This is a genomic window from Streptomyces sp. MNU89 (assembly GCF_020982505.1).
Classification (GTDB): Bacteria; Actinomycetota; Actinomycetes; order Streptomycetales; family Streptomycetaceae; genus Streptomyces; species Streptomyces xinghaiensis.
Genome location: NZ_JAJKLL010000001.1, coordinates 1,213,233 through 1,228,934, shown reverse-complemented (window position 1 = coordinate 1,228,934; position 15,702 = coordinate 1,213,233). Strand labels below are relative to the sequence as shown.

The following is a 15,702-nucleotide window of genomic DNA, read 5'->3' as shown; positions in this document are numbered from 1 at the left end:
TGTTTACGGTAGTAACATGCAAGGTGGCAGAGGATGTTACTGCTGTCAACATGGGGCAGGATGAAGACATGGCGAAAGGCAGCGGCGGCAAGACCGGTTACCACCACGGCGATCTGCGGAACGCGCTGATCGGCGCCGCCGTCGAACTCGCCGTCGAAGGCGGTCCCGAACGGGTCGTCCTCCGCGAGGCCGCCCGCCGCGTCGGGGTGTCGCCCACCGCCGCCTACCGGCACTTCTCCGGCCACGGCGACCTGCTCTGGCAGGTGAAGGCCCGTGGCCAGCAGGCGCTGGCGGCCTTCATGCTGGAAGCGGTGCGCGAGGTGCCGCCGCTTCCCGACCCGGGCGAGGAGGCCGAGCGCCGGCTGGCCGCCATCGGCCGCGGCTACGTCCGCTTCGCCGTCGAGAACCCCGGCCTCTACCGCACGGCCTTCCGGCGTATCCCGGCCGACGCCCCCGGGGCCGATGGCGTCCGGGCGGCGTTCGCGGGGGCCGCGCCGCCCGGTGACGAGCCCCGGTACAGCGCCTTCCGGGTGCTCACCGACACGCTCGACGCGGCCGTCGCCGCCGGGCGGATGCCCCCGGCGGCCCGCCCGGGCGCGGAGATGGCGGCCTGGGCCGCCGTGCACGGCCTGGCCCAGCTCCTCCTCGACGGGCCGCTCGCCGGGCTCCCGGCCGGGCAGTGGGAAGCCCTCACCGACCGCACCGTGCGCATGGTCGTGGCCGGCCTCTTCGGCTGACATCCGGATGGGTGGAGGATCCGGCGGTCCGGCGGGTCCGGCGACCCTCCGCCCCGCCGGACCCGGCCCGCCCCTCGCGCCCCGGGCGAAAGGCCCGCGCCACCACCCGCCACGGTGCGCCGGCCGGGCCCGCATCGCCTAGGCTGGGCGGCGTCGATTCACGGGCAAGTCCTCCCAAACGCCGCGGCATCGGCCCACGCGTACGGTACCGGGGGCGCGTCCCACGGGCGGCGTGTCCGAAATCGTATGTTCTGGGTGGACGGTGTAGAACAGGGGATGTGACGGCCATGGCTACGGGAACCCCTCAGCTCCGGGACGCCGCCGTCCCGCGGCGCACCCCGCCGCCGGCCGCCCGCGGCGCCGTGCGCCGGGCACCGGGCGGGCCCCGGTGACCGCCGGCACGGAACCGCATCCCGGGGCCGTGCTGGAGAAGGCCGCGCACGAGAACTTCCCCGTCGCCCCGTTCTTCCTGCCCCGCCTCTGGCGCGCCGACCTCATGGCCGTCTACGGCTACGCGCGCCTCGTCGACGACATCGGCGACGGCGACCTCGCCCCCGGCGGCACGGACGCCGCCCTGCTCGGCGCCGGCCCGGGCGCCGACGGCGACCGGCTCGCCCTGCTCGACGCCGTCGAGACCGACCTCCGCCGCGTCTTCACCCCGGCGGCAGCCCGCGCCACCCCTGCTCCGCGCCCTCACCCCGGCCGTGCGCCGCCACCGGCTCACCCCCGGGCCGTTCCTCGACCTCATCGCCGCCAACCGCCGGGACCAGCACGTCCACCGCTGCCCCCGCTACGAGGACCTGCTGGCCTACTGCGAGCTCTCCGCCAACCCCGTCGGCCGGCTCGTCCTCGCCGTCACCGGCACGACCAGCCCCGAACGTGTCCGCCGCTCCGACGCCGTCTGCACCGCCCTGCAGATCACCGAGCACCTCCAGGACGTCGCCGAGGACCTCGCCCGCGGCCGCGTCTACCTTCCCGCCGAGGACATGGAGCGCTTCGGCGTCCGGGAGGACGATCTGCGCCGCCCCACCGGCAACGCGCGGGTGCGTGCCCTCGTCCGCCACGAGGCCGACCGCGCCCGCGCCCTGCTGGACGAGGGCGCACCGCTCGTGGGGAGCGTCTCCGGACGGCTCAAGCTGCTGCTCGCCGGCTTCGTGGCGGGCGGCAGGGCGGCGCTGGCCGCCATCGCCGCCGCCGGCCACGACGTCCTGCCCGGACCGCCCAGGCCCACCCGAACCGCCCTTCTGCGCGCGGCGGCCGCCACACTGCGAAGAGAGGGGTGAGCCGGACCGTGACCCCGTCGGCCTCCGCATCCGCACCCGCGTCCGCTTCCGTACCGGCGCCGGTGCTCGCCGCCTACCGCTACTGCGAGACCGTCACCGGGCACCAGGCCCGCAACTTCGCCTACGGCATCCGCCTGCTGCCGCCCGGCAAACGGCAGGCCATGTCGGCGCTGTACGCCTTCTCCCGCCGCGTCGACGACATCGGCGACGGCGACCTCCCCGCGTCCGCCAAGCTCGCCCGCCTGGACGACACCCGCGCCCTCCTCGCACGGGTGCGCGACGGCGGCGTCCGCACCGACGACACCGACCCCGTCGCCGTCGCCCTCACCCACGCCGCCGAGCGCTTTCCGATCCCCCTGGCCGCGCTCGACGAACTCATCGACGGCGTCCTGATGGACGTGCGCGGCGAGACCTACGACACCTGGGACGACCTCCGGACGTACTGCCGCCGGGTCGCCGGCACGATCGGCCGGCTGTCCCTCGGCGTATTCGGGGTCACGAGCCCCCACGGCCACAGCGCCCGCGAGACCGAACGCGCCCCCGAGTACGCCGACACCCTCGGCCTCGCCCTCCAACTCACCAACATCCTTCGGGACATCCGCGAGGACGCCGCCCACGGCCGCCTCTACCTCCCCGCCGACGACCTCGCCAAGTTCGGCTGCACCGCCGGCTTCCACACCCCCGTGCCGCCGGCCGGCGCCGACTTCACCGGCCTCGTCCACTACCAGGCGCGGCGCGCCCGCGCCCTGTTCACCGAGGGCTTCCGGCTGCTGCCGCTCCTCGACCGGCGCAGCGGCGCCTGCGTCGCCGCCATGGCCGGCATCTACCGCCGGCTGCTGGACCGCATCGCCCGCGACCCCGAGGCCGTCCTGCACGGCCGGGTCTCCCTGCCCGCCCCCGAGAAGGCGTACGTCGCCGTGCGGGGCCTGTCCGGCCTGGACGCCCGGCACATCACCCGCCGCACCGCCCGCCACCGCGCCGGCCGGGCCGGAGGACGCGCCTGATGCGCCCGCCGGTCCCCGAACCGTCCCCGCCCGGCCCGGCCCGGCCGCCGCCCGCCGCCGCCCCGGCCCGTACCGGGCCGCCGGGCGCACCGCCGTCGTCGTCGGCGGCGGCATCGCCGGCACGGCCGCCGCCCTCGCGCTCGCCGACGCCGGTGTCCGCGTCACCCTCACCGAGGTCCGGCCGCGTCTCGGCGGACTAGCCTTCTCCTTCCGCCGCTCCTCCCCGGCCGGTGACCTCACCGCCGACAACGGCCAGCACGTCCACCTGCGCTGCTGCACCGCCTACCGCGCGCTCCTGGAGCGCATCGGGGCCGCCGGCCTGGCGCCCGTCCAGCACCGCCTCGACGTGCCCGTCCTCGACGCCGCCCGGAACCGCGCCGGACGGCTGCGCCGCGCCGCGCTGCCCGTACCGCTGCACCTCGCGGGCTCCCTCGCCCGCTATCCGCACCTCTCCCCGGCCGAGCGCGCCGCAGCCGCCCGCGCCGCGCTCGCCCTGCGCCGCCTCGACCCCGCCGACCCGGCGCTCGACGGCACCGACTTCGGCGGCTGGCTCCGCCGGCAGGGCCAGTCCCCGCGCGCGGTGGAGGCGCTGTGGGACCTCATCGGCGTCGCTACCCTCAACGCCCCCGCCGACCGGGCGTCCCTGGCCCTGGCCGCCATGGTCTTCCGCACCGGGCTGCTCTCCGCACCGGGCGCGGCGGACATCGGCCGGGCCCGGGTGCCGCTCGGCGAACTCCACGACACCCGCACCCGCCGGGCCCTGGAGGGCGCCGGCGTGCGCGTCCTGCTCCGCACCCGCGCCCGTGCGCTGCACCGCCGGGGCGCCGGCTCCGGCGGCTGGCGGGTCGCCGTCACCGCCCCCGGCGGCCCGGAGACGCTGCGCGCCGACACCGTCGTCCTCGCCGTGCCGCAGGACGAGGCGCACCGGCTGCTGCCCGGCGGCGCCCTGGACGATCCCGGGCGGCTGCTGGACATCGGGACCGCGCCGATCCTCAACGTCCATGTCGTCTACGATCGCAGGGTGCTGCGCCGCCCCTTCCTCGCCGCGCTGGGCAGCCCCGTCCAATGGGTCTTCGACCGGACGGAGCCCTCCGGGCTCACCGGCGGCGCCCAGTACCTCGCCCTGTCGCAGTCGGCCGCCGGAGACATCATCGACCTGCCCGTCGCGGAGCTCCGCCGCCGCTTCCTGCCCGAGCTGGAGCGGCTGCTGCCCGGCACCCGGAACGCGCGGGTCGCCGACTTCTTCGTCACCCGCGAGCGCGCCGCCACCTTCGACCCCGCCCCCGGCACCGGACGGCTCCGCCCGCCCGCCCCCACCCGCGTCCCCGGCCTCCAGCTCGCGGGGCATGGACCGCCACCGGGTGGCCCGCCACGATGGAGGGCGCGGCCCGCAGCGGCGCCACCGCCGCCGCCGCGGCCCTGCGCCACCTCCGCACCGTCCGCACCCATCCGGACCCGCCCCCGGGCCCCGGCCGGGTGGACCCCAGCAGGAGGCTGCCTGATGCCGACACCACGCCACGGGACGGAGCACCGGCACCGCGCGGCAGCCCGTACCGCCGCCCGGCTCCCGGAACCGTCCGGGGCGGCGGCACCGCGGCCGTCACCGCCCCACCCGCCCGTCCCGGGGCGCACGCCGCGGGCACGCACCCAGGAAGGCAGGGCCGCATGACCGGCACGTCCCACGCCGCGACCCCCGGCCCGCGCACCCCGTGCCGACCCCGGAGGCGCGGCCCCCGGGGCCAGAGGAGGCAGACGCGCGGCCCGGCACCCACGACCGCAGAGGAACCGAAGGAGAGACAGTGAATACGGCGCAACCCGCCATCGACACCGCGGATGTCGCCGCGCTGCTGCTGCGCGGACGGACGCTCGCCACGCCGGTGCTGCGGGCCGCCGTGGCCCGGCTCGTACCGCCCATGGACACCGTCGCCGCCTACCACTTCGGCTGGATCGACGCCGAGGGCCGCCCCGCCGAGGGCGACGGCGGCAAGGCGGTCCGCCCGGCGCTCGCGCTGCTCTCCGCCGAGGCGGCGGGGGCGGCCGCGGAGACCGGCGTCCCGGGCGCCGTCGCCGTCGAGCTGGTGCACAACTTCTCCCTGCTCCACGACGACCTCATGGACGGCGACGAGCAGCGCCGCCACCGCGACACCGTCTGGAAGGTGCACGGTCCCGCCCTCGCCGTCCTCGTCGGTGACGCCCTCTTCGCCCTGGCGGGGGAGATCCTGCTGGAGATGGGCACGCCCGAGGCGGCCCGTGCCGCGAGACGGCTGACCACCGCGACCCGCAAGCTCATCGACGGCCAGGCCCAGGACATCTCCTACGAGCACCGGGAGCGGGTCACCGTCGAGGAGTGCCTGCGCATGGAGGGCAACAAGACCGGCGCCCTGCTCGCCTGCGCCACCTCCATCGGCGCCGTTCTCGGCGGTGCCGACGACCACCTCGCCGACAGTCTGGAGTCCTACGGCCACCACCTCGGTCTCGCCTTCCAGGCGGTCGACGACCTGCTCGGCATCTGGGGCGACCCGGAGGCGACCGGCAAGCAGACCTGGAGCGACCTGCGGCAGCGGAAGAAGTCCCTGCCGGTCGTCGCCGCCCTCGCCGCCGGCGGAGCCGCCTCCGACCGGCTCGCCGCCATCCTCGCCGTCGACGCCAAGAGCGACCGCACCGAGGACTTCGACGAGACGGAGTTCGCCGAGCGCGCCGCGCTCATCGAGGAGGCCGGCGGCCGCACCTGGACCTCGGAGGAGGCGCAGCGGCAGCACACCGCCGCGATCGGCGCGCTGGACTCGGTCGAGCTGGATCCGCACGTCCGCGAACAGTTCGTCGCCCTCGCGGACTTCGTGGTCGTGCGGCGGAAATGACCGGGCACGCACCGTGCGGGACGACCGCTCCACCGGCCGGTGGAGCGGCCGTCCGCGGAGAGCACCGCCGGCACATATAGAACGCTGTCACCGGCCGCCGCCGCACGCCCTCCCGGGCGGCGCGCGGCGGCCGGTGCGCACCCCAGCACAGCAGAGCGCGTTCACTGCACGAAGGGGAAGCCATGACAGCGACGACCGACGGCAGCTCGGGCCCACGGCCCCCGCCCTCCCGGCCGGCGGCCCGCCCGGCAGCCCTCACCGGGACTCCGGAACCCCGAACCCGGGCCCTCCCGTCCCCGGGCCCCGGGACACCCCGCCGCCGCCGAGCGCGCCGCCGCGCGGGCGGTGCGGAACCTGCTCGGCCGGCAGCACGACGAGGGCTGGTGGAAGGGCGACCTGGAGACGAACGTCACCATGGACGCCGAGGACCTGCTGCTCCGCGAGTTCCTCGGCATCGGCGACCGGCGGACCACCGATGCCGCGGCCCGTTTCATCCGTTCCCGCCAGTGCCCGGACGGCACCTGGGCCACCTTCCACGGAGGCCCCGGCGACCTCTCCGCCACCATCGAGGCCTACGTCGCCCTCCGGCTCGCCGGCGACGTCCCCGCGGACCCGCACATGGCCGCCGCCTCCGCCTGGGTGCGCGAGCACGGCGGCATCGCCGCCTCCCGCGTCTTCACCCGGATCTGGCTCGCGCTCTTCGGCTGGTGGCCCTGGGAACAGCTGCCCGAACTGCCGCCCGAGATGATCTACCTGCCGAAGTGGTTCCCGCTCAACATCTACGACTTCGGCTGCTGGGCCCGGCAGACCATCGTGCCGCTCACCGTCGTGTCCGCCCTGCGCCCGGTGCGCCCCGCCCCCTTCCCCCTCGGCGAACTCCACCCGGACCCGGCCGCGCCACGCCGCGCCGCGGCCACCGCCGCCGGCTGGGACCGCGTCTTCCGGCGCCTGGACCGCCTCCTGCACGCCTACCGCCGGGTGGCGCCGCCCCCGCTGCGGCGCACGGCGCTGCGGGCCTGCGCCCGCTGGATCGTCGAACGCCAGGAGAACGACGGCTGCTGGGGCGGCATCCAGCCCCCCGCCGTCTACTCGGTCATCGCCCTCCACCTGCTCGGCTACGACCTCGACCACCCCGTGCTGCGCGCCGGGCTCGACTCGCTCGACCGGTTCGCCGTCTGGCAGGACGCGCCCGGCCCCGGCGGCGGCCCCAGCCGCATGGTCGAGGCATGCCAGTCCCCGGTCTGGGACACCTGCCTCGCCACCATCGCCCTCACCGACGCCGGGCTGCCCGCCGGACACCCCGCACTCGTCAGAGCCGCCGACTGGATGCTCGGCGAGCAGGTGCTGCGCCCCGGCGACTGGTCCGTCCGCCGGCCCGGACTGCCCCCGGGCGGATGGGCGTTCGAGTTCCACAACGACAACTACCCGGACACCGACGACACCGCCGAGGTCGTCCTCGCTCTCCGCCGCACCGCCCACCCCGACCCCGAGCGGGTCGGCCGGGCCGTCCGCCGCGCCGTCCGCTGGACCCTCGGCATGCAGTCCGCGGACGGCGCCTGGGGCGCCTTCGACGCCGACAACACCAGCGCCTTCCCCAACCGGCTGCCGTTCTGCGACTTCGGTGAGGTCATCGACCCGCCGTCCGCCGACGTCACCGCGCACGTCGTCGAGATGCTCGCCGCCGAGGGCCTGGCCGCCGACCCGCGCGTCCGGCGCGCCGTGGCCTGGCTGCTCGCCGAACAGGAACCGAGCGGCGCCTGGTTCGGCCGCTGGGGCGTCAACTACCTCTACGGCACCGGCTCCGCCGTCCCCGCCCTCGTCGCGGCCGGCGTCCCCGCGGAGCACCCCGCGATCCGCCGCGCCGTCGACTGGCTCAACGGCGTCCAGAACGAGGACGGCGGCTGGGGCGAGGACCTGCGCTCCTACCCGGACCCCGAATGGATCGCCCGCGGCGAGTCCACCGCCTCCCAGACCGGCTGGGCCCTCCTCGCCCTGCTCGCCGCCGGCGAGGAGGACGGCAAAGCCGTCGAACGCGGCATCGGCTGGCTCGCCCGCACCCAGCGCGAGGACGGCTCCTGGGACGAACCCCAGTTCACCGGCACCGGCTTCCCCTGGGACTTCTCCATCAACTACCACCTCTACCGGCTGGTGTTCCCGCTCACCGCCCTCGGCCGGTACCTGACCGCCGTGGGGCGACCGCCCCGGACCGGCCCGCGGGACGCCTGATGGCCGCGGACGGCGGGCCCGGGACGCTGCTGATCGCCTGCGCGCTCGGCATCGAACGGCTCGCCCTGCGCGGCGGCGACCGGACCGGCGCACCCGGCGCCCTGACCGTCCTGCGCACCGGCATGGGACCCCGGTCCGCCGAACGCGCCGTGCTCCGCGGCCTGCGCCGGGCCGACCCGTACGCGGCCGGCACGCCCGTCCTCGCCACCGGCTTCTGCGCGGCGCTCGCCCCGGGGATGCGCCCCGGCGACCTGGTCGTCGCCGCCGAGACCCGCGACCGGAACGGGCGTGTTCCCTGCGCGGGCACCGCCGCGCTGGCCGGCGCCCTGGCCCGGCTCACCCGCGTCCGGTCCGGCACCGCCGTCCACACCGGGCCACTGGCCGGTACCGACCACCTCGTACGGGGCGCCGAGCGCGCCCGCCTGCACGCGACCGGAGCGATCGCCGCCGACATGGAGTCCGCCGCCGTCCTCCGCACCGCGCTGGCCGCGGGGCCGCGTCCCGTTGCCGCCGTACGGGTGGTCGTGGACACCCCGGAGCGCGAACTGGCCCGGGGCGGCACGGTGCTCGGTGGAATATCGGCCTTCCGCGTCCTGCGGACCGTCCTGCCGGCTTTCTACGAATGGCACCGTTCCCTGCCGCTCCCCAGGAGGTGAGCCAGATGGCCATGCCGCTCCGCCAATCCATCCGGGTCGGAACCTATCTCTTCGCCCAGAAGCTCCGCCGCCGGGAGAAGTTCCCGCTGATCGTCGAGCTGGAACCGCTCTTCGCCTGCAACCTCAAGTGCGAGGGGTGCGGGAAGATCCAGCACCCGGCTGGGGTGCTCCGCCAGCGGATGCCCGTCGCCCAGGCCGTCGGCGCGGTCCTGGAGTCGGGCGCGCCCATGGTGTCCGTCGCGGGCGGCGAACCGCTGATGCACCCGCAGATCGACGAGATCGTGCGGCAGCTCACCGCGCGCAGGAAGTACGTCTTCCTCTGCACCAACGCCGTGCTGCTGCGCAAGAACATCGAGAAATTCGAACCCTCGCGCTACTTCGCCTTCGCGGTGCACATCGACGGGCTGCGCGAGCGGCACGACGCCTCCGTCGCCAAGGAGGGCGTGTTCGACGAGGCCGTCGAGGCGATCAAGGAGGCCAAGCGGCGCGGCTTCCGGGTCACCACCAACTCGACCTTCTTCAACACGGACACCCCGCAGACCATCATCGAAGTCCTCGACTACCTCAACGACGAGCTGCTGGTGGACGAGATGATGATCTCGCCCGCCTACGCCTACGAGAAGGCCCCCGACCAGGAGCACTTCCTCGGTGTCGCCCAGACCCGCGAGCTGTTCGCCAAGGCCTTCGCGGGCGGCAACCGGCGCCGGTGGCGGCTCAACCACAGCCCGCTCTTCCTCGACTTCCTGGAAGGCCGGGTGGACTTCCCCTGCACCGCCTGGGCCATCCCCAACTACTCCCTCTTCGGCTGGCAGCGGCCCTGCTACCTGATGAGCGACGGCTACGTCCCCACCTACCGGGAGCTGATCGAGGAGACCGACTGGGACGCCTACGGGCGGGGCCGCGACCCGCGCTGCGCCAACTGCATGGCGCACTGCGGCTACGAACCGACCGCAGTCCTCGCCACTCTCGGCTCGCTGCGGCAGTCGCTGCGCGCGCTGCGCGAGACGGCCGGCTGAGACCGGGCCGGGAGGGAGGCGGCGGGGCCGCGGGGCGGTCCGGCCGGTGCGGAGGGTCCGCTCGTCCGCACCGGCGGCCGGGTCGGCCGATCCAGCCGGGTCGGCCGATCCGGCCGGCCGGCTCAGCCGTCGAGCATCCGGGCCCGCAGCCGCTCGCGCCGGTCGGGCCCGAAGCCCAGCCCCCGGGTGAGGTAGGCGTCGACCGTTCCCCACTCCTCCTCGATCGTCGTGAAGGCGGCGGCCAGGTACTCCCGGCGGGCGTCGAAGAGCGGGCTCAGGAGATCCTCGACCTCCGGCGTCAGGGCGGCGGGGGAGTTGTCCGAACGGCGGAACCGGTAGCGGCGGTGCGGGGCGGCGCTCGCGAGGTAGTCCTCCTCGATCGCGTCCCGCTCGACGCCCAGGGCGAGCAGGGTCACCGCGACCGACAGCCCCGCCCGGTCCTTGCCCGCCGCGCAGTGCATCAGCGCGGGCACGCTGTCCTCGGCGAGCGCGTGCAGCACCCGGCTGTGCTCGGTGGTGCGGGTCTTCATGATGACCCGGTAGGTGCTCGACATCCGCAGGGCGGCCTTGCCGTCGCCCAGCGCGGCGCGGAGCTGCGCCAGGTCGCCGTCCCGCACCATCCGCCAGAACTCCGCACCGTCGGCGGGGTCGGTCAGCGGGATGTTCACATGGCGCACGCCGTCGAGCGCGATGTCGTGGCCGTCGAGGGCCACATCGGCGTCATTGCGGAAGTCGAAGACCGTGTGGAGTCCGAGGGACGAGAGGAACGCCGCGTCCTCGGCGGTGGCCTTCGCCAGATGCCCGCTGCGGTAGAGCACCCCGCGCCGGACCGTCCGGCCGTCGCCGGTCGGCAGTCCGCCCACGTCGCGGAAGTTCCGCACACCCGAGAGCCGGGGCTCGGTCTGCTCGGCCCGGGGGACCTGAGGCGTCTGCGTCACGGGCGCTCCTCGGTGTCGGCCGCCGGCCCTCTCGCCGACGAGGCGGTGCTCCTGATGCTGCTGACCCTACGATATGGATTACCCGGGCAACCGGTTCCCCCATGCTGCCGGATCTCCGCCGGACCGCGCTCCACCTGGCCTGATCCGGCCCGCACCGGCCCGCGCTGTGGAACGCGTCACGGCAAGCGGACCTGAAGACGGACGGGAGGGCGCGGGGAGGCGGACCGGGGCGGGGCGCCCCGGCGGGCGGTGCCCCGGCGGTCCCGGGGCCGCGGGCCGGCGGCTCAGTGGGCGGCGGTTCTCCCGGAGCGGCGCAGACAGGCCCAGACCACCTGGCCGCGCCCGGTCTCGTCCGGCCGGACGCCCCACTCCTCCGCCAGGGCGCCGACCAGCATCAGCCCGCGCCCGCCCTCCTCGTCGATTCCGGAGAACCGGGCGCGCGGCTCGGTCTCCGCGCAGCCCTGGTCGGTGACCTCCAGCCGCAGCCGCTGCCCGGTGAGCCGGATCTCGCAGGTCACCTTCACGCTGTCGGTGTGCCGCACGGCGTTGGTGAACAGCTCCGACACCACCAGCTCGGCGTCCGCGCGGCAGCGCTCGTCCACGCCCCACTCGGAGAGCAGCGTGAGGACACGCCGCCGGGCCTTGCAGACCGAGGCGCTCATCGCCGGCAGATGGAACACGTCCTCGAGGTGCCGGGCGACGACGCCGCCGCAGCGGCTCAGCCGGAGCGCTTCATGGGAAGGAGCCACGCTGCAACTATGAGGCTTGTCACTCACGCATGGCAAGGATCAGTCTGTAAATCACAAAACGCTGACGACAGCCTGGCCCGCTCAGCTGACACCATGACAGACTGCGCCCGGGTCAAGGTTGTTGGAGGGGATGTGCGGTGAAGGACGCGCGGTCGGGAGGTGCGCCGACCGTCCTGAGGCTGGTGCTCGGCAAGCGCCTGCAGGATCTGCGGGAGAGGGCCGGGCTGTCGTTCGCGGAGGCGGGCCGCGCCCTCGACGTCACCCACGCCACGGTCCGCCGGATGGAGAAGGCCGAATTCGGGCTGAAAATCCCCTATGTGGAGAAGCTCCTCCGGGTCTACGGCGTCACCGACCAGCGGGACATCGACGCCTTCGTCTCCCTGGCGCGGGAGGCCAACCAGCCGGGCTGGTGGCACCGCTACCGCGACGTCCTCCCCGAGTGGTTCAGCGCCTTCGTCGCCCTGGAGGGAGAGGCCAGCGTCATCCGCGCCTATGAGCCGCACTACGTCCCCGGGCTGCTCCAGACCGGGGCCTACGCGCGCGCCGTCCTCCGCGCCGGGATGCCGCACGCGCCCCAGGCCGAAGTGGAGCGCCTCGCCGCACTCCGCGCCGAGCGCCAGTCCCTGCTGACCAAGGACGACCCGCCGCTGCTGTGGGTCGTCATGGACGAGACGGTTCTGCGCCGCCCGATCGGCGGCCCCGAGGTGATGCGCGCACAGATCGACCGGCTCATCGAGGCGACCGAGATGCCGCGGGTCAGACTCCAGCTCATGCCCTTCTCCGCGGGTCCGCATCCGGCCATGTACGGTCCCTTTCACATCTTCCGGTTTCCGCTCCCGGAACTGCCGGACGTCGTCTACTCCGAGAGCCTCGTCGGCGCCGTCTACGTCGACCAGCGGGACGACGTGTCGGCGTTTCTGGAGGCCCTGGACCGGATGTGCGCGCAAGCCGCGCCCGCACACACCACCCGGACGGTGCTGGGTGGGATTCGCAAGGAGATCTGAACCATGGATCGCAAGAAACGTATTTACAACGGGATGCCCTCCACGGAGCTCGGCACGGAGGGCTGGCACAAGCCGTGGAGCGGCGGGAACGGGGGGAGTTGTGTGGAAGCCATGAAGCTGGGTGACGGAAGGGTCGCGCTGCGGCAGTCCACCGACCCGGACGGCCCCGCCCTGATATACAGCCATCACGAAATCGCGACCTTCATCCGTGGCGCGAAGGACGGCGAGGCGGACTTCCTCCTCGCCTGACCGGCCCGCCTCGACCGAGCCGGCCGGCCTCTCGCACGGACACGGGGGAACTCCCCACGGACAGGGGGAAAGACAGAAATGGAGACCGGTGTGACCGACCAGGGTTTCCCTGTCGAGCATATCGACACCAGCAGACCGCATCCTGCCCGGATGTACGACTACTACCTCGGGGGATGGGACAACTACGAGGTCGACCGCGTGGCCGCGGAGGAAGTCATGAAGCTGGCCCCGGACACCCGCGCCACCGCGCGGGCGAACCGGGCCTTCATGCAGCGGGCCGTGCGGACCGTCGTCAAGGCGGGGGTCCGGCAGATCATCGACATCGGCACCGGCATCCCCACATCGCCCAACACCCATGAGATCGCACGGGAGATCGCGCCCGACACCCGGGTGGCGTTCGTCGATAACGATGTCATCGTGGCGGCCCACGCGGAGGCCAAGCTGACCAACGAGGGCAACGCCGCCTTCGTCCACGCCGACGTCCGGGAACCGCGCACCATCCTGGACCACCCCACCATCCGCCGGCTCATCGACTTCGACCAGCCGGTGGCCCTGATGCTCGTCGCCGTCCTGCACTTCATCGACGACGCGTCGGACCCGGAGGGCATCCTCGCCACCCTCGGCGAGGCCCTGCCCGGCGGAAGCCACCTCATCCTCAGCCACGTCACCGCCGACTTCCACGGGGAGAGGCGGCGGCGCGCGGAGGGTGAGGACGTCGTCAAGGTCTACGACCGGACCACGGCCCACCTCACCCTGCGCGAGCACGCCCGCATCCTGCCCTTCTTCAACGGCTACGAACTGCTCGACCCGGGACTGGTCCAGGCCACGGCCTGGCGGCCCGAGGAGGGGACCGGGAAGGCCGGGGAAGCCGGGGGACGCACCGTCGCGTGCTACGGGGGCGTGGGCCGCAAGCCCTGAACGGCCCGCCGGGGGCCGGGCCCGCGTACGGACGGCGGGCCCGGCCCCGCACGCGCCCGCGCGGCTTCCGCGCGGACCGGCCCCGGCCCCTGCCGCGCCGGCTCCCCGGGCCGTCCGCCGTCCGTCCGCCCTTCCCTGCCGCCCCCTCCGTCCGGCCGCGCCGTCACCCGGGGGCCGGCTCCGCCGTGCCGGGGACGGACCCCGGGTGGCGGCGCGGTGCGGGCATTTTGCGGACCGCCCCACCGTTCTCCTGTCGAGCACAGCGCCGGCGGCACCGCCGGCGGACACCACCGGGCGCCGGGGCGAGTGCCGCGGCGCACCACCGAGCAGCCGCCCCACGGAGGTCCCGTGCCCGAATCCGAATCCAGCTCCGCGCCCCGTCCCGGGGTTCGTCCCGCGCCCCGTCCGGACCGCCCGCGGCGTGCCGCCCCCGGACCGCTGCGTTCCCTCGCCGCCCGGCTGCGGCCCGCAGCCTTCGGCGCGGACCCGGCCGGGGAGCGTCTCGAACGCATCCGCAGATCGCCGCAGTGGGCGGACGGGCAGTTCCGCAACCCGGTGCCCACCCGCATGATGCTGCCGGGCGCCGGCCGGGCGCTGCTGCGCGCCCAGTTCGACCGGGAGGCGCGCAGACGCCGCGCGCCCGCCGGTGCCATACCCGTGCACCGGCCCGCCGCGGAGACCCGGAGCGCCCCGCCCCCGTCCGGTCTCCGGCTGACCTGGATGGGGCACTCCAGCGTGCTCGCGGAGATCGACGGCCACCGGGTGCTGTTCGACCCGGTCTGGGGCGAGCGCTGCTCGCCGTTCGCCTTCGCCGGACCGCGCCGTCTGCACCCCGTGCCGCTGCCGCTGGACGACCTGGCGCCGGTCGACGTGGTCGTCATCTCGCACGACCACTACGACCACCTGGACATGGCGGCCGTCCGCGCACTGGCGGCCACCGGCACCCGGTTCGCCGTGCCGCTGGGCGTCGGGGCGGACCTCGAACACTGGGGCGTCGACCCGGCGCGCATCGACGAACTGGACTGGCATGAGTCGGCGCGGGTCGGTGAGTTGACGCTCACGGCCACGCCCGCGCGGCACTTCTGCGGCCGGGGGATCGTCCGCGGGATGCGGACCCTGTGGGCCTCCTGGGTCGTGGCCGGCCCGGAGCACCGGGTCTTCCACAGCGGGGACACCGGCTACTACCACGGGTTCGCCGAGACCGGCGCCGCGTACGGCCCGTTCGACGCCACGATGATCCAGATCGGCGCGTACTCCGAGCACTGGCCGGAGATCCACATGACCCCGGAGGAAGGGGTGCGGACCCACCTCGACCTGTCCGGCGGGACACCGGCCGGTGCCCTGCTGCCCATCCACTGGGGCACCTTCAACCTCGCGCCGCACCCGTGGGAGGAGCCCGCCGAACGGACCGTGGCGGCGGCGCGGGAGGCGGGGGTGCGGCTCGCCGCGCCCCGGCCCGGCGAGCCGTTCGAGCCGGGCGGGGACGGTCCGCTGCCCGGCGAGCCGTGGTGGCGCGCGGTGGCCGTGCCGGCCGCAGCGGGGGAGCGGACCGCGGACGGTGACCGCGCGGTGGCGCCCGGTGGTGCCGGACCGGCTGCCGGCGGCGCGCCGGAGGCGGCGCACCGTCCGTACTGCTCCGGGCGTGCGCGGGGCGGCCAGTAGGATGCGAGGCCGTGCGGGGGCACCCCGCAGGCGCGGCGGGGGAGGGAACGCGTGATCGAACTGTCCGAGATGATCCGGGAGTTGCGGCGTGAGCTGACGTCCGCCATGGCGGACGGCGAGGGGCAAGCGCTGCGGTTCGAGGCCGGGCCGGTCGAGGTCGAGGCGGCCGTCGAGGTGGGCCGGGAGGCGGGCGGCAGCGGCAGGGTCCGCTTCTGGGTCGTCGAGGCCGGCGCCGAGGGACGGCTCACCCGGGCCGCCACCCAGCGGATCACCGTCACCCTCCAGCCCGTACGGACCGGCGAGGACGGCCGTCCCGCCGGGCCCGCCCTGATCGCGGGCGACGAGGCCGACGGCGAACGCTGACGGCGGCGCGGACGAAAACGGGAACGGACGGGGAAACGG

Annotated in this window: 13 protein-coding genes and 2 pseudogenes; 13 read left to right on the top strand and 2 right to left on the bottom strand. The window is 75.2% G+C overall.

From position 1 onward, the window contains the following. Nucleotides 1-68: 68 nt before the first annotated feature. From E4N63_RS05385 to hpnH, 8 genes and pseudogenes are all read left to right on the top strand, one after another. Nucleotides 69-737 (top strand): TetR/AcrR family transcriptional regulator, encoded by a 669-nt coding sequence (locus E4N63_RS05385; protein ID WP_230240082.1) that lies wholly within the window; start codon nucleotides 69-71, stop codon nucleotides 735-737. A gap of 421 nt (nucleotides 738-1,158) precedes the next feature. Next, nucleotides 1,159-2,020: pseudogene (hpnC, locus tag E4N63_RS05380) on the top strand (squalene synthase HpnC). Beyond that, nucleotides 2,017-3,024, top strand: a complete 1,008-nt coding sequence (gene hpnD / locus E4N63_RS05375; RefSeq protein WP_374112687.1) for a presqualene diphosphate synthase HpnD — start codon at nucleotides 2,017-2,019, stop codon at nucleotides 3,022-3,024. Before hpnC ends, hpnD begins: the two are co-directional and overlap by 4 nt. Before the next feature lie 112 nt (nucleotides 3,025-3,136). Then, nucleotides 3,137-4,473 (top strand): annotated as a pseudogene (hpnE, locus tag E4N63_RS05370) (hydroxysqualene dehydroxylase HpnE); the annotation flags it as partial. 350 nt (nucleotides 4,474-4,823) lie between these two features. Further along, nucleotides 4,824-5,882: a polyprenyl synthetase family protein gene (locus E4N63_RS05365; RefSeq protein ID WP_230240081.1), complete on the top strand. Its 1,059-nt coding sequence runs from the start codon at nucleotides 4,824-4,826 to the stop codon at nucleotides 5,880-5,882. A gap of 345 nt (nucleotides 5,883-6,227) precedes the next feature. Then, entirely contained in the window at nucleotides 6,228-8,108 is a 1,881-nt protein-coding gene (gene shc / locus E4N63_RS05360) for a squalene--hopene cyclase (protein WP_230240080.1), read from the top strand. Beyond that, on the top strand, nucleotides 8,108-8,764 hold the full coding sequence (locus tag E4N63_RS05355; protein ID WP_125626482.1) for a 1-hydroxy-2-methyl-2-butenyl 4-diphosphate reductase: 657 nt from the start codon (nucleotides 8,108-8,110) through the stop codon (nucleotides 8,762-8,764). The genes shc and E4N63_RS05355 overlap by 1 nt, the downstream gene beginning before the upstream one ends. A gap of 5 nt (nucleotides 8,765-8,769) precedes the next feature. Further along, the gene (gene hpnH, locus E4N63_RS05350) at nucleotides 8,770-9,780 is read left to right on the top strand and encodes an adenosyl-hopene transferase HpnH (RefSeq protein WP_019710756.1); all 1,011 of its coding nucleotides are present in this window, start codon (nucleotides 8,770-8,772) and stop codon (nucleotides 9,778-9,780) included. Nucleotides 9,781-9,902: 122 nt separating this feature from the next. On the opposite strand, the gene E4N63_RS05345 is transcribed toward hpnH, so the two are convergent. Both E4N63_RS05345 and E4N63_RS05340 read right to left on the bottom strand, forming a co-directional pair. Beyond that, nucleotides 9,903-10,718 (bottom strand): tyrosine-protein phosphatase, encoded by an 816-nt coding sequence (locus E4N63_RS05345; protein ID WP_125626481.1) that lies wholly within the window; start codon nucleotides 10,716-10,718, stop codon nucleotides 9,903-9,905. Between the two features lie 284 nt (nucleotides 10,719-11,002). Continuing rightward, nucleotides 11,003-11,467, bottom strand: coding sequence for an ATP-binding protein (locus E4N63_RS05340; protein WP_230240079.1), 465 nt, complete (start codon nucleotides 11,465-11,467; stop codon nucleotides 11,003-11,005). A 137-nt stretch (nucleotides 11,468-11,604) separates the two neighbouring features. On the opposite strand from E4N63_RS05340, the gene E4N63_RS05335 reads away from it, so the two are divergent. From E4N63_RS05335 to E4N63_RS05315, 5 genes are all read left to right on the top strand, one after another. Further along, nucleotides 11,605-12,471 (top strand): helix-turn-helix transcriptional regulator, encoded by an 867-nt coding sequence (locus tag E4N63_RS05335; protein ID WP_230240078.1) that lies wholly within the window; start codon nucleotides 11,605-11,607, stop codon nucleotides 12,469-12,471. Between the two features lie 3 nt (nucleotides 12,472-12,474). Then, nucleotides 12,475-12,720: a DUF397 domain-containing protein gene (locus E4N63_RS05330; RefSeq protein WP_230240077.1), complete on the top strand. Its 246-nt coding sequence runs from the start codon at nucleotides 12,475-12,477 to the stop codon at nucleotides 12,718-12,720. 78 nt (nucleotides 12,721-12,798) lie between these two features. Beyond that, nucleotides 12,799-13,638, top strand: coding sequence for an SAM-dependent methyltransferase (locus tag E4N63_RS05325; protein ID WP_125626479.1), 840 nt, complete (start codon nucleotides 12,799-12,801; stop codon nucleotides 13,636-13,638). Between the two features lie 438 nt (nucleotides 13,639-14,076). Next, nucleotides 14,077-15,300 (top strand): MBL fold metallo-hydrolase, encoded by a 1,224-nt coding sequence (locus E4N63_RS05320; RefSeq protein WP_230242356.1) that lies wholly within the window; start codon nucleotides 14,077-14,079, stop codon nucleotides 15,298-15,300. 51 nt (nucleotides 15,301-15,351) lie between these two features. Next, nucleotides 15,352-15,663 (top strand): trypco2 family protein, encoded by a 312-nt coding sequence (locus E4N63_RS05315; protein WP_230240076.1) that lies wholly within the window; start codon nucleotides 15,352-15,354, stop codon nucleotides 15,661-15,663. Nucleotides 15,664-15,702 lie beyond the last annotated feature (39 nt).

Excerpts from the sequence above, each read along its gene's own strand:
- E4N63_RS05385 (WP_230240082.1), top strand. The coding sequence starts at position 69 with ATGGCGAAAGGCAGCGGCGGCAAGACCGGTTACCACCACGGCGATCTG.
- E4N63_RS05330 (WP_230240077.1), top strand. The coding sequence starts at position 12,475 with ATGGATCGCAAGAAACGTATTTACAACGGGATGCCCTCCACGGAGCTC.
- hpnH (WP_019710756.1), top strand. The coding sequence starts at position 8,770 with ATGGCCATGCCGCTCCGCCAATCCATCCGGGTCGGAACCTATCTCTTC.
- E4N63_RS05355 (WP_125626482.1), top strand. The coding sequence starts at position 8,108 with ATGGCCGCGGACGGCGGGCCCGGGACGCTGCTGATCGCCTGCGCGCTC.
- E4N63_RS05325 (WP_125626479.1), top strand. The coding sequence starts at position 12,799 with ATGGAGACCGGTGTGACCGACCAGGGTTTCCCTGTCGAGCATATCGAC.